Origin of the sequence: Kitasatospora sp. NPDC057904 (assembly GCF_042887925.1) — a bacterium.
Lineage (GTDB): Bacteria > Actinomycetota > Actinomycetes > Streptomycetales > Streptomycetaceae > Kitasatospora.
On the sequence record NZ_JBHVOL010000040.1, the window covers coordinates 38,537 to 51,798 of the forward strand.

The window sequence follows — 13,262 nt, forward strand, 5'->3', positions numbered from 1 at the left end:
TTCGCGTTCACGAATTCCCTGGACGGAGAAACTCGTTTCGACTGCGAACACGCGGTCCTATGGAAATCCGATTCCTAAGAAAATCCGATCACTGCTACCGGCGGGCACAGCGTGATTTATCACGCCTCGAATAATCCGGCAGAGACGGGTGGAAGCGGACATCTGACCCGACGGGCAATGGCGGACAGCACGCGCTCCCAGGCTTTTCGATGGCGGACGAACGGAAACGCCAGTGATGCTAGCCGGAGGCACCCACTACGAAGCTGATTCGACGTGCGGATTACACGAATGGCGGAATATTCCAGAGCGTCTTTGACGATCTTCTGGATCGATCGTGCACACCCCGGCAAAGCTGGTGCCAGACCATTGGCCACGAACCCCCACCCGCGGGGCCGCCGGAGGATCCATGTCCATCGATGAGCGCACGCTGATTCCCCTGCACCGCCGCAAGCCCGCCGCGCACGGCGCGCCCCGGCTCACCGCGCTGCCCAACGGCACGCCCGCCTGGCTGATCACCCGCTACCCCGACGTCCGGCAGGTGCTCACCGATCCGGCGTTCGGGCGGGCCGCGCTGTTCGCGCCGGACGCCCCGTCGCTCGGCTCCGTCTCCGGCCTGGAGGGCGATCCCGGCTTCATCAGCAACATCGACGGCCCGGAGCACCGGCAGCTGCGCGCCCTCATGCAGCAGGCCTTCACCCGCAAGGCCATCGACGCGTGGACGCCCTGGCTGACCTCCGTGGTCGAGCGGCTCGTCGAGGACATCGTCGACCAGGGCCCCCCGGCCGACCTGGTCGCCTCGCTGACCATGCCGCTGCCGGTCGACGTGATCAGCCGCCTGATGGGCGTGGAGGACGTCGACCGGCAGCGGCTGCGCCACTGGACCGACCACCTGTTCGCCGACCGCAGCCAACCCGTCGACGAAGTCCGGGCGGTGCTGGCCGAGTTCTACGCCTTCGCCGCCGAACTCCTGGACCGGCGGCGGCGCGAGCCCGGGGAGGACCTGGTCAGCCGCATGGTGGCGGCGGCCGACCAGCAGGGCGGCGTCTCCGAGGAGCGCATGGTCAAGCTGATCTGCGGGCTGATCGCCGGCGGCCACGAGACGACCGTCGCCACGCTCGGCAACTTCCTGGTCTACCTGCTCGACGAGCGCCCGGACGCCTGGCCGCGGCTCACCTCGGAGGACGCCGCCCAGGCGGCCGCCGACCGGCTGCTGCACACCATCCCGCTCGGCGAGGGGCAGGGCGCCCTGCGCCGGTCCGTCCGGGAGACGGTGGTCGGCGGGGTGACGATCCCGGCCGGCGCGGTGGTGCTCCTGGACCGGTGGAGCGCCAACCAGGACCCCGAGGTCTTCACCACCGGCCTGCCCGACGGACTCTTCGAACCGCTGGAGGCTCCGACGCTCGTCTTCAGCGCCGGACCGCACCACTGCCTGGGGGCCTGGCTCTCCCGCCTCGAACTGCGCCTCGCGCTCCACCGCCTCGCCACCCGCCTCCCGGGCCTGCGGCTCGCCGAGCCGGTCGAGGCCATCGAGTGGCGCTGCGTCTTCTCCACCCGCAGCCCGCGCCGGCTCACGGTGACGTGGTGAGGCCGGGCACGTGACCGGGCCCCCGACCAGGCTTCAGCAGGCGCAGGAGATGCCCGAGCGCGGGGCCGTCAGGTCGTCGATCGGCCGCTGCTCGGTGCCGTTGTCGGTGTCGTACGCGAAGCCCTCCCGGGCCCAGTACTCGAAGCCGCCGAGCATCTCCTTCACCCGGTAGCCGAGCCGGGCGAAGGCGAGGGCGGCCCGGGTGGCGCCGTTGCAGCCGGGGCCCCAGCAGTAGGTGACGACGGTGGCCCCGCGGTCGACCAGCCGCGGGGCCAGCTCCGCGATGCGGGCGGTGGGCAGGTGCAGGGCGCCCGGGATGCGGCCCTGGGACCACGCCACCTCGCTGCGCGAGTCGACGACGACCAGGCCCGGGACACCGGCCAGCAGGTCGGCGCGCACGTCCGAGACGTCGGCCTCGAAGGTGAGGCGGGAGAGGAAGTGGGCGGCGGCGAGGGCCGGGTCGGCGGCGGGGACGGAGAGGACGGCGCTGGTCATCGGGGTGCTCCTGGGGTGGTGGCTCGGTGCGATGTGCTCATCCTGGCCCGCGCCCCGACCCGCCCACGAGTGTCGTGATCGCCTGTCTTCGTCAAGATCCCGCCAGCTCCCGATGGGCCGTACCAGGGAGCTTTCAGGACCCCGCCAGCTCCGCGAGCCGGTGCGCCTCCACCGGCCTGTGCGCAGCCAACCGCTCGCGCAGGCCGCGCAGTTCGCGCCCGACCAGCGCCGGCAGGACCTCCTCCGGTGCCGCCTCCAGCGTGCGGCCGAGCAGCGCGACGGCGGCCTGCGGGTCGTGCGCGCACGCGTGACAGTCGGCGACCCGGACGGTGAACAGCAGCCGCGTGGACGGCAGTTGGGCAGACCCGAGGAGGTGCAGCGCGCTCTCCGCGGCGGCCAGCGCGTGCCGGGCGAGCACCGGGTCGCCGACGGCGGCGGCAACATCCCGCAGGGCCGCAGCCGCGCCGGACTCGACCCGCATCCGCATGGAGGCGATGGAGAGCCACGGCGCGTCGGCCTCGTCGCGCGGCCCGATGTGGTCGAGGTGGAGCCGGGCGCGGCCGATGTGCCGGACGGTCTCGCGGACGTCGCCGGTCAGCGCGTGCGCCCTGGCCCGGCCGATCTGGCCCATCGCCGCCGCCCAGTGCCGCCCGGGCGCGACCCGGCCGGTCTCGCGGGCGTAGCCGAGGGCGGCCGCCGGATCGCCGTCGAGCCGGGCCAGGGTGCTCATGTCGCTGAGCGCGGCGACCTGGGTGGCCGTGTCGCCGGCGAGTTCGGCCCAGGTGAGCGCCCGGTCGAAGCAGGCCATGGCGGTGGCGTTGCGGCCGCCCTGCATGCGCAGCGCGCCTGCGGCGTGCGCGTACTCGGCGGCGAGGCGGGCCAGCGGGCGCCGCTGATCGGCGGAGGCGGACGCGGAGGCGAGCCGGGCGAGGACGGCGCGCAGGGTCCGCTCGACGGCGGCGGCGAGGCCCGGGTGGGCGGCGGACTCGCCGGAGCGCAGCCGGGCGGCGAGGAGCCCGGTGAGCGCGTGCGCGGTGTCGGCGTCCAGGGGCGGGGGCGCGGCGGGGTCGGCCGCGCAGAACCCGGCGTGCAGGGCGGCGAGTTCGGCGGGTGCGGGCACGGCGCAGCCGTCGGCGCCGTGGAGGGGGCAGAGCAGTCCGTAGTCGGGCAGGCGGCGCGGCGGCGCGCACCACGGGGCTTGCGGGCCGCGCTCGTCGGGGTCGCCGGGCAGCGGCGGGCGGGTGAGGCCGGGGGCGAACGGCAGGACGGCGGCGTTGAGTTCGGCCTCCTCGGCCCGCGCGAGGGCGCCGCGCAGTTCGCCCCCGGCGGCGAGGAGGTCGTCGAGCCGGTCGGCGACGCGCGGGGTGACCCGGCGGGTGCCGTGCTCGATCTTGCTGACGGCGGTGTGGTCGTAGCCGATGCCGGCGCCGAGCTGGGCCTGGGTGAGTCCGGCCCGCCGCCGCCAGTGGCGCAGCCGGGCGCCGAACTCGCGCCAGGGCCCGTCCGGTTGGGGCGTCGACGGCTGGGGCGCGGACGGCCTGGGCGTCGACGGCCGGGTCGTCGACGGCTGGGGCGCGGCCACCCGGTTCCGGTGCACGGCTGCCTCCCGCGGTAGCGCTCCAACCCCGGCCCCCGGGACGTTCACGGACCGTCCGACGATGAGGACGGTACTCGATGGCACGCGATCCGTACATGACGTGGTCTCAACCAATTCGGGCTTCCGGACGACCCCGGGCGGACCCCCGGCGCCTTGACGGAATTTGCCAACCCTTGGGCACCTCCGCACCGCCCATTGACCCGGCCATGACGACATGTGAGGGTTCCGGCACCCGAGCGCGGACGGCCCGCAGCGAACGGCCGTCCCCCAGACGCGGCCCGCGGAACGCAGCTCCACGCACCACCACGCCGTCCGCGGTCGAGGACCCCCACGTTCGAGGAGCCTCGATGCAACGCAGACTGACCACGGGCCGGTTGCTCACCACGGCGACCACCCTGACCGTGCTGGCCGGCCTGATCGCCGCCACCGGCGCCGGGCCGGCCGCCGCCGCGGACCCAGGTCCCTCCGCCGCCCCGCCCAGTGCCCTGGCCGCCGCCGTCAACGCCGCCGACGCCGCCGCGGCGGCCGGCCTGGACGCCCTCGCCAAGGGCCCCGGCGAGACGTACGAACGGCGGGCCGTCACCCCCTGGCTGAACGGCCTCTACTCCGTCGCCTACGAGCGCAGTTACCGCGGCCTGCCCGTGGTCGGCGGCGACGCCGTCGTCATAGCCGACGGCCAGGGGCGCGTCCAGGGCCTCCAGTCCGCGGCCACCGGCCCGGTCGGCGGCTCGACGACCCCGCAGGTGAGCGCCGCGCACGCAGAGCAGACGGCCCGCACCCGGCTCGCCGCCGTCGACTCGGTGGACGCGCGCCGGCTCGTCGTCCGGGTCAAGGACGGCGCCGGACGGCTCGCCTGGGAGACCGTCCTGACCGGCCGCACCGACAGCGCGCCCAGCAAGCTGCACGTGTTCGTCGACGCCGCCACCGGCGAGGTGATCGACAGCTACGACGACGTCCGTGCGGGCACCGTCAACAGCAAGTGGAACGGCCCCGGACCGCTCACCATCAACACCACCAACTCCGGTGGCTCGTACAGCCTGCGCGACCCCAACCGGCCCGGCCTCAGCTGTTCCGACTACGACACCGGGCAGGTGCTCACCAAGTCCTCCGACTCCTGGGGCACCGGCGACCCGTCCAGCAGGGAGACCGGCTGCGGCGACGCCATGTGGGCCGCCCAGACCGAGTGGAACATGCTCCGCGACTGGCTCGGACGCAACGGCCACGACGGCAACGGCGGCAGCTGGCCGGTCAAGATGGGCCTGAACGACGTCAACGCCTACTGGGACGGCAGCTCCGTCTCCATCGGCCACAACCAGGGCGGCGAGTGGATCGCCGCGCAGGACGTCGTCGGCCACGAGTTCGGCCACGGCATCGACCAGTACACCCCCGGCGGCGCCAACAACGAGAACGGCCTCGGCGAGGGCACCGGCGACATCTTCGGCGCGCTCACCAAGGAGTACGCCAACCAGCCCTCGCCCTACGACTACCCCGACTACCAGGTCGGCCGGGAGGCCAACCTGCTCGGCCAGGGCCCGATCCGCAGCCTCTACCAGCCCTCGCTCGTCAACAACGACCCCGACTGCTACTCCTCCTCGATCCCGAGCACCGAGGTGCACGCGGCGGCCGGCCCGCTCAACCACTGGTTCTACCTGCTGAGCCTCGGCTCCAACCCCGGTGGCGGCAAGCCCACGAGCCCCACCTGCAACGGCTCCGCGGTCACCGGCATCGGCGTCAAGCAGGCCGGGCAGGTCTTCTACGGCGGCATGCTGCTCAAGACCAGCGGCATGACGTACAAGCGCTACCGCACCACCACCCTGACCGCCGCCAAGAACCTCGACCCCACCTGCGGCTTCTACAACCGCACCAAGGCGGCCTGGGACGCGGTCAGCGTGCCCGCGCAGAGCGGCGACCCGAGCTGCACGCCGTCCGGCAACAACGACTTCTCGCTCGCGCTCGGCCCGGCGTCCGGCTCCGTCCAGCCCGGCTCCTCGACCACGGCGACGGTCAGCACCGCCGTCACCTCGGGCACCGCGCAGAACGTCGGCCTGACCGCCTCCGGCGCGCCGGCCGGCGTCACGGCCACCGTCTCGCCGTCCTCCGTGCAGACCGGCTCCTCCGCGACCCTGACCCTGTCCGCTTCCTCGGGCGCCCCGGCCGGGACGTACGTCATCACCGTCACCGGCACCGCCGGCGCGGCCACCCACACCGCCCAGTACACCCTGACGGTCGGCGGCGGCACGCCCGGCGGACCCGCGCCCGACATCGACGTCGCGAAGATCCAGGCCGACCTCGCCCAGCTCAACACCATCGCCGACCAGAACGGCGGCAACCGCCGGGCCGGCAGCGCCGGCCACAGCCAGTCCGTCGCGTACATCAAGGGCAAGCTCCAGGCCGCCGGCTACACCGTCGCCGAACAGACCTGCAGCTCCTGCGACTACCCGTCCAGCAACCTGGTCGCCGACTGGCCCGGCGGCCCCGCCGACCAGGTCACCATGCTCGGCGCCCACCTCGACAGCGTCCAGGCCGGCCCCGGCATCAACGACAACGGCTCCGGCTCGGCCACCCTGCTGGAGAACGCCCTCGCCCTCGCCCAGCAGAACCCGGCCATGACCAGGCACGTCCGCTTCGCGTGGTGGACCGGCGAGGAGCAGGGCCTCCAGGGCTCCCGCTCCTACGTCGGCCAGCTGAGCTCCGCCCAGCGCTCCGCGATCAAGGCCTACTACAACTTCGACATGGTCGGCTCGCCCAACGCCGGCTACTTCATCAACAACATCACCACCGCGCCCGCCGCCCCCATGAAGGCGTACTGGGACTCGCTCAACCTCCAGCCCGAGGAGAACGTCGAGGGCCAGGGCCGCTCCGACGACTACTCCTTCCAGCAGGCCGGCATCGCCACCTCCGGCTACGCGGCCGGCGCGGACGCCGTCAAGACGGCGGCGCAGGCGGCCAAGTGGGGCGGCACCGCGAACCAGTCCTACGACTCCTGCTACCACCAGTCCTGCGACACCAGCGGCAACATCGACCCGACGGCCCTGAAGCGCAGCGCCAACGGCGTCGCGTACACCATCTGGAAGACCTCGGTCGGCGGCACCGCCCCGTCCAACGACTTCTCGGTGTCCGTCAACCCGGCCAACGGCTCGGTGACGCCCGGCGGTTCGGCCACGGCCTCCGTCTCGACCGCCACCACGTCCGGCTCCGCGCAGAAGGTCAACCTGTCGGCGAGCGGCGCCCCGGCGGGCGTGACGGTCTCCTTCAGCCCGGCCTCGGTGCAGTCCGGCGGCTCGTCGACCATGACGGTCGCCGCCTCCTCCTCGGCCGCCGCCGGCACCTACACCATCACGGTGACCGGCACCGGCACCGCCACCCACACCACCACCTACTCCCTGACCGTCGGGAGCAGCAACCCCGGCGGCACCTGGACCCCCGGCACCACCTACCAGGCCGGCGACGTCGTCACGTACAACGGCGCAAGCTACCGCTGCATCCAGGGCCACACGGCCCAGGCCGGCTGGGAACCGCCCATCGTCCCGGCCCTCTGGCAGCGCATCTGACGTCTCTGACGCGCAGAGGGGAAAAGGAGCTGCGCCGCGGCCCGTCGAGGGGGACGGACCGCGGCGCAGCCGCGCGCGTCGATGACGAGAGGAGAACACCGGGTCCGGTCGTCATTCCATGATCGCCACTGCCCTGCCATAGAGTTCCGTCCGGATCCGACGGACCGACAGCCGCCGCACCGAGGAGCAGCCCGTGGCCACCGAAGCGCTTTCCGTCCCCGAGCTTCCGCTCTCGGCCGTCGAGCAGTGGCGGGCCTCCGGGGCCGACCTCGTCGAGTTGCTCGCGCGGGCGCGGCGGGAGGTCGGGGGGATCGCCGCGGTCCCGCTCGGGGGCGAGCGGGCGACCGTGCTGGTGACGGATCCGGCGGGTGTGCAGCACGTGCTCGGGCGGCATCCGGACCGGTACGTGAAGCGCTCGCACCGGGCGCGGATGCTCGTCGGGGACGGTGTGCTGTCCGCCAGCGGGGATGCGTGGAAGCGTCAACGGCGGCTGCTGCAGTCCCAGTTCACCGGGACGGGCATGCGGCGCTACGAGCAGCGGATCGCCGAGGCGGCGCGGCGCACGGCCGACCGGTGGGCGGGGTACGCCCGCACCGGCGAGACCTTCGACGTCGGCGAGGAGATGCGGCGCTTCGCCCTCGACACGGTGTGGCGGGCCCTCACCGGACACGAGATGGATGACGCGACCGACCGCGAACTCCGTTCGGTGGAACGGGTGGTGGCCGCGATGCCGACCCTGCCCACCAACGCGGCCGACGCCCGCGACGCGGTGGCCGAGGACCTCGCCCGGATCGACGCGATCGCCCAGGCCGCCATCGACGCGGCGCGCACCACCCACGACTCCCCCGGCGTCCTGCACGACCTCCTCGAAGCTTCGCGCCAACACCCCGAGTACACCGACCGGTTGATCCGCGACGAACTCGTCACCCTCATCGTCGCCGGCCACGAGACCACCGCCACCACCCTCACCTGGCTGTATCTCCTCCTCGACCGCCACCCCGAGGCCCGTACGGCCGCCCCCCAGGCGCTCGTCAGCGAGACCCTGCGCCTCTACCCGTCCGCTTGGATGCTCCCTCGGCATGCCACCGAGGACGACGTGATCGCCGGCCACCACATCGCGGCCGGAACGGACGTCCTCGTCTGCCCGTACCTCACCCACCGGGACCCCGCTCTCTGGCCCGACCCGGAGCGCTTCGACCCCACCCGCTTCACCGCCACCGGGACCCGCCCCGCCCACCTCGCCGCCTACTACCCCTTCGGCCTCGGCGCCCGCGCCTGCCTCGGCACCCAGTTCGCCGTCCGCGAGACCACCGCCCTGCTCGAACTGCTCCTCCCGGCGTACACCCCGGCCTTCCTCTCCACCCCCACCGGCGCCGCCTACAGCATCACCGTCCGCCCCGACGGCCCGACGCCGGCGGTGCTGCTCACGTGACCCGGGACGCCTCCAGGGTGCGCACCCGCCTCGCCGCCATGGCCGACGCGGACCCCGAACGCCGCCGCTTCGGCTCCGACCACCACGACTACCGGCTCCGGCCGCCGCTCGCCGAGGAGACCATCCGGGCGTTCGAGCACCGGCACGGCGTCCAACTCCCGTCCTCCTACCGGAGCTTCCTCGCCGACGTCGCCGACGGCGGTGCCGGCCCGGACTACGGCGTCGTCGGACTCACGGAGGTCCTCGACGAGGAGGACGCCATCCACGGCGTGCGCGAGGACGACCTGCGCCCCGGCGTCCTGGCCATGCCGTTCACCGGGCACGGCCCGCACCCGGTCGCGGGAAGCCTGGTCATCGCGGAGGGCGGCTGCGGCATGTGGTCCCGTCTCGTCGTCACCGGCCCGAACGCGGGCGAGGTGTGGCACGACGACCCCGACTGGGGCGGTCTCACCCCGGGCCCGGACTTCCGCGACTGGTACGGGGCCTGGCTCGCTCCCGCCGAAGACACCTGACGGCGAGGCGATGGCCCGTCGGAGTGATCGCGCCGCGGTGTCCGCCCCGACGTCGTCGACCCCCGGTCGGCCGCTGCGACGATGGCGCCACATCGAGCGGTCCGCCGTTGCGGGACCGCGCCACCGAACGGGAACACCCGGCTCGGACCGGGCGGCGCCTCGACGGGCCCCGGGTCCGGGCCGACGAAACGAGGAGTCCATGCGGCCCACCCCACTCATGCGCTTCCTGCTCGCCGTCCCCCTGGCGCTGGCCCTCGCGGCCACCGCCGCGCCCGCGCAGGCCCTGACCCCGGCCGGCGGCGTGCAGCCCGCCGACCCACCGGCCGTGACCGCCGAGCGGGCGTGCGCACCGGCATCGCCCGCGGCGGCGGACGCGCCGACCACGGCCCTGACCACCCCGGACGGCACCGTCGCCGAGGTGCCGTCCGACCTGCGGGGCCCCTGCCTCGCCCTGATCCGCACCGACCTGCCCCCGCTGCAGCGCCTCCAGCCGGACACCGAGCCCCCGGGACTCGGCGCGCGCGACCTCCAGGCCGCCTACAACCTGCCCCGCAACGGCGGCGGGGAACGGACCGTGGCCATCGTGGTGGCCTTCGACGACCGCACCGCCGAGAGCGACCTCGCCGTCTACCGCGAGCAGTACCACCTGCCGCCGTGCACCACCGCCAACGGCTGCTTCCGCAAGATCAACCAGAACGGCGGCAGCACTCCGCCCCCGACCACCGACCCCGGCTGGGTCGTGGAGGCCGCCACCGACCTCGCCTCCGTCAGCGCCACCTGCCCGGACTGCCACATCCTGCTGGTCGAGGCCGACGACGAGCTGCTCCGCAACGAGATCCACGCGGTCGGCCAGGCCTTCCAGCAGAACGCCACGTTCATCTCCATGAGCTTCGGTGCGCCCGAATTCCCCAATCAGACGATCATCGACTCGTTCTTCAACCACCGCGGCATCGCCTTCGTGGCCAGCAGCGGTGACAACGGCTACCCCAACCCGACCTGGCCGGCGGCCTCCCAGTACGTCACCGCCGCCGGCGGCACCAGCCTGCACCGGGTCCGGCCCCCGTTCCCGCCGTTCAACCGCCCGGGCTGGTCCGAGAGCGCCTGGGTCGGCGCCGGTTCCGGCTGCTCCCTCTTCGAGCCGAAGCCGGCCTGGCAGCACGACCCCGGCTGCGCCAACCGCACCATCGCCGACGTCTCCGCCGTCGCCGACCCCGGCACCGGCGTCGCGGTCTACTTCACCGACCCCACCGACGGCGCCGGCTGGCACGTGATCGGCGGCACCAGCGTCGCCGCGCCCCTGATCGCCGGCATGTACGCGGTGGCGGGCACACCCGGCGCCAACGACTTCGCCGCCTCCTACCCCTACGCCCACCCCCGGGCCTTCAACGACATCACCACCGGCTCCAACGGATCGTGCGGCGGCTCCTACCTCTGCACCGCCCTCCCCGGCTACGACGGCCCCACCGGCCTCGGCACCCCCCACGGCGTCCGCGGACTGCGCCGCTGACCCTCCGACGAAAAGGCGTGGCGGTGCGGAGGTGAGTTGACCAGGATGACGCCGTGACGATCACCATCCGCACCGCGACCGCCGCCGACACCGCCCTGCTCGCGCGGCTCAACGACCACGTCCACGCCCTGCACGTCGAACACCGCCCCGACCTCTTCACCCCGTCCCCCGACGCGGCGGCCCACTTCGAGGAGCAGATCACCGCTCCGGCCGTCACCGTCTTCATCGCCGAGGCGGCGGACGGCACACCCGCCGGCTACGCGGTCGCCCGCATCGTCCACTGGCCGGGCAACACCTTCGCCGTCCCCGACGACGTCGTCTACCTCGACCAGCTCTCCGTCTCCCCCGCCGCCGCCCGCACCGGCGTCGGCTCCGCCCTCCTCGACGCCGTCCGCACCCACGGCCGCTCCGCAGGCTGCCGCCGCCTGACCACCGCCGTCTGGCACTTCAACGAACCGGCCCGCGCCTTCTACGAGTCCGCCGGCCTCAGCCCGATGAACCAGCAGATGGATCAACTGCTCTAGTACTGGAAGAGAACTTCCGGGTTGTCCGGCGAGGGGCCGTCCAGCAGCGGACTGTGGATCCCCTTCAGCGTCCGGTCGAAGAACGCTGTCACGTACTCACGCGTGATCACGATTCCACGTTCGGGGTCGAGGGCCGGCGTCGGGAACCCGGCCTGCTCCTCGAGCAGGTCCACGTCGGTGAAGCTGGGGTGGTTGGCGCCGGTGACCGTCAGCCACTTCTTGTAGCCGCCGAGGGCGGCCCAGGTCTGCCCCCACGTGGTGTCGAAGCCGTCGGCCACGTGGGTGTCGGTCTCGCCCAGCATGAGGAACGGGCGGTTGATCTGGCCGGGCACCGGGACCGGGTAGAACTTGCCGTCCATGTTCACCCCGGCCCGTACTCGCGGGTCGGCGATCATCGTGGCGGCGGCCGCCGCTCCGCCGATGGAGTGTCCGGCCATGCCGATCTCGTGCTTGTCGATGAGGTGTGCCAGGGGCCACGCGGTATTGCCGTGCGTCAACTGGTCGATCACGAAGGACACGTCCAGCGCGCGGCCGGCGGTGACCGTGTCCATGTCGAGGTTCGGGTCGTCGCAGATCGCGCACGGCGGCGTCCGGCCGTTCGCCAGCGTTTCGCCGCTGTCCCCGTTGGTGTCGCCGACGAGCGCGACGACGTAGCCCTGACTGGCCAGCTCGGTCGCGAGCGAGGTGAGCACCATGCGCGGGTCCCCGAACCCGGGTGAGAGGACCACCAGCGGATACTTGCCGTGTCGCGGCCGAGCGCCGTCGAAGGCGTGAGTGGTGACGCTGGAAACGTTCTGTGGGGTGATGCCGGAGCTCGCCGGTATCTTCGCGCGCTGGATGTGTCCGGCTGCCTCGGCGAGGGTCATGTAAGGGGCCGGAGTCCCGGTCCCGGGGACGGCCGGGTAGACCATCGTGACGGTCAGTTGGCGGGGGCCGGATGACGGCACCCACGGGTCGGGACGGCTCGCGTCGGTGAGGTGGATGACGTCCTCGCCGGCGGCGTAGGGGCCGGTCGGCGCGGGGAGCGCGCCTTGGAAGGACCGCGTGGGCGCGGTGGCCGTGGCCGGTGCGGCGTCGAACGCGTGCGTGGCCACCGGTGTGGCCGACGGTGTGGTCGTGGCGGCGAACCCGGCGCCGGTTCCGGTGACGAGGGCGGCGAGCGCCAGCATCGCGACGGCGTTGATACGGTGATTGCGTTTCATGGGATCGACGCTAGGTTCCGCGGCTCCGCATCGAATCGGCCCGTGGATGTAAACGTTCCGGTGTCGTTCGTAGCCCCGGCGAGGTACCGGAGTCACCCGCCGGGAGTACGTCGTGCGGCGCGGGGTTCCTCGCGCCGGCATCGTCGAGCGCCGACTTCGTCTTGGCCTCCGACGAACACGACGCCGAGCCCTACCGCCGGACCCACGACGGCAGCCCACTCAAAGCCGCATGAACCCCCGAAGGATCAACGCGGCGCTGCACTAGTGACGGTGGTGGTTGTCGGGCTGGCCCGGGTCGCCCGGGTGTTCCAGTCCGGCTACGAGGGTGAGGCGGGCTGCCCGTTCTCGGTCGAGCCAGCGGGTGAAGGCCGCGCGGCGGGTGGCGTCGTGGACGGTGGTGGTGATGTCGGGGGTGGTCGAGTGCTCGGAGATGAGGGTCGCTGTCCAGCGGCATGCGGTGACTCGTTCTCCTCTCGGGGCCTTGCGCAGGGCGTCGGCCAGGGCCAGCGGGAGCGATTCCGGGGCCGCCTCGCACTCACCGTCGGGGAGCGCCAGGCGCCAGACGACGGACGGCGGGCGGGTCGTCATCCGACGGTAGTGGGCCGATTCGTCCTCCGACGGCTCGACGTCCGCCGTGACGGCCTCGTAGACCGCCCGCACGGCGGCGCTGCCTTCGAAGGCCGCTGCCGTGATGGAGCCCAGCTCGACGGCTGCCTGTTGGTCGAGGTGGACGGGCGCCCCACCCGCCACCGCCAGGCCGCGTTCGGCGGCCACTGCCTCGCACAGGGCCTCGGTCAGCATCACCTGGGCGACCCACCTCGTGAGTTGGCGGTCCTCCGGACTACCGGGTCGTGGGA

Annotated in this window: 10 protein-coding genes; 6 read left to right on the plus strand and 4 right to left on the minus strand. The window is 73.2% G+C overall.

The window, feature by feature from the left end:
• Positions 1 to 406 precede the first annotated feature (406 nt).
• Complete coding sequence (locus ACFVSN_RS43445) at positions 407 to 1,585, plus strand: cytochrome P450 (RefSeq protein ID WP_387959022.1); 1,179 nt, start codon at positions 407 to 409, stop codon at positions 1,583 to 1,585.
• Positions 1,586 to 1,618: 33 nt separating this feature from the next.
• Here the strand turns inward: ACFVSN_RS43445 and ACFVSN_RS43450 are convergent, their stop codons facing one another.
• Positions 1,619 to 2,080 carry a rhodanese-like domain-containing protein gene (locus tag ACFVSN_RS43450; RefSeq protein WP_380496472.1) on the minus strand — a complete coding sequence of 154 codons (462 nt, stop codon included), beginning with the start codon at positions 2,078 to 2,080 and terminating at the stop codon, positions 1,619 to 1,621.
• Positions 2,081 to 2,213: 133 nt separating this feature from the next.
• Entirely contained in the window at positions 2,214 to 3,677 is a 1,464-nt protein-coding gene (locus ACFVSN_RS43455) for a helix-turn-helix domain-containing protein (RefSeq protein ID WP_387959026.1), read from the minus strand.
• Positions 3,678 to 4,024: 347 nt separating this feature from the next.
• Here ACFVSN_RS43455 and ACFVSN_RS43460 point away from each other — a divergent pair, with 347 nt between their 5' ends.
• The 5 genes from ACFVSN_RS43460 to ACFVSN_RS43480 all read left to right on the plus strand — a co-directional run bounded on the left by ACFVSN_RS43460 (position 4,025) and on the right by ACFVSN_RS43480 (position 11,203).
• Positions 4,025 to 7,228: a M28 family peptidase gene (locus ACFVSN_RS43460; protein WP_387959029.1), complete on the plus strand. Its 3,204-nt coding sequence runs from the start codon at positions 4,025 to 4,027 to the stop codon at positions 7,226 to 7,228.
• A 193-nt stretch (positions 7,229 to 7,421) separates the two neighbouring features.
• A complete protein-coding gene (locus tag ACFVSN_RS43465; protein WP_387959031.1) occupies positions 7,422 to 8,660 on the plus strand; it encodes a cytochrome P450 in 1,239 nt (412 codons plus the stop codon).
• Complete coding sequence (locus tag ACFVSN_RS43470; protein ID WP_387959034.1) at positions 8,657 to 9,172, plus strand: SMI1/KNR4 family protein; 516 nt, start codon at positions 8,657 to 8,659, stop codon at positions 9,170 to 9,172. Before ACFVSN_RS43465 ends, ACFVSN_RS43470 begins: the two co-directional genes overlap by 4 nt.
• 199 nt (positions 9,173 to 9,371) lie before the next feature.
• Positions 9,372 to 10,679: a S8 family serine peptidase gene (locus tag ACFVSN_RS43475; RefSeq protein WP_387959037.1), complete on the plus strand. Its 1,308-nt coding sequence runs from the start codon at positions 9,372 to 9,374 to the stop codon at positions 10,677 to 10,679.
• A gap of 53 nt (positions 10,680 to 10,732) precedes the next feature.
• A complete protein-coding gene (locus tag ACFVSN_RS43480) occupies positions 10,733 to 11,203 on the plus strand; it encodes a GNAT family N-acetyltransferase (RefSeq protein ID WP_387959040.1) in 471 nt (156 codons plus the stop codon).
• On the opposite strand, the gene ACFVSN_RS43485 is transcribed toward ACFVSN_RS43480, so the two are convergent.
• A complete protein-coding gene (locus ACFVSN_RS43485) occupies positions 11,200 to 12,405 on the minus strand; it encodes an alpha/beta hydrolase family protein (protein ID WP_387959042.1) in 1,206 nt (401 codons plus the stop codon). The two genes, ACFVSN_RS43480 and ACFVSN_RS43485, sit on opposite strands and share 4 nt — an antisense overlap.
• Positions 12,406 to 12,666: 261 nt before the next feature.
• The gene (locus ACFVSN_RS43490; RefSeq protein WP_387959045.1) at positions 12,667 to 13,209 is read right to left on the minus strand and encodes a hypothetical protein; all 543 of its coding nucleotides are present in this window, start codon (positions 13,207 to 13,209) and stop codon (positions 12,667 to 12,669) included.
• Between the last annotated feature and the right edge of the window lie 53 nt (positions 13,210 to 13,262).

What these genes read in the sequence shown, in the direction of transcription:
- ACFVSN_RS43445 (WP_387959022.1), top strand. Translation starts at nt 407, where the DNA reads ATGTCCATCGATGAGCGCACGCTGATTCCCCTGCACCGCCGCAAGCCC.
- ACFVSN_RS43450 (WP_380496472.1), bottom strand. Translation starts at nt 2,080, where the DNA reads ATGACCAGCGCCGTCCTCTCCGTCCCCGCCGCCGACCCGGCCCTCGCC.
- ACFVSN_RS43460 (WP_387959029.1), top strand. Translation starts at nt 4,025, where the DNA reads ATGCAACGCAGACTGACCACGGGCCGGTTGCTCACCACGGCGACCACC.
- ACFVSN_RS43475 (WP_387959037.1), top strand. Translation starts at nt 9,372, where the DNA reads ATGCGGCCCACCCCACTCATGCGCTTCCTGCTCGCCGTCCCCCTGGCG.
- ACFVSN_RS43485 (WP_387959042.1), bottom strand. Translation starts at nt 12,405, where the DNA reads ATGAAACGCAATCACCGTATCAACGCCGTCGCGATGCTGGCGCTCGCC.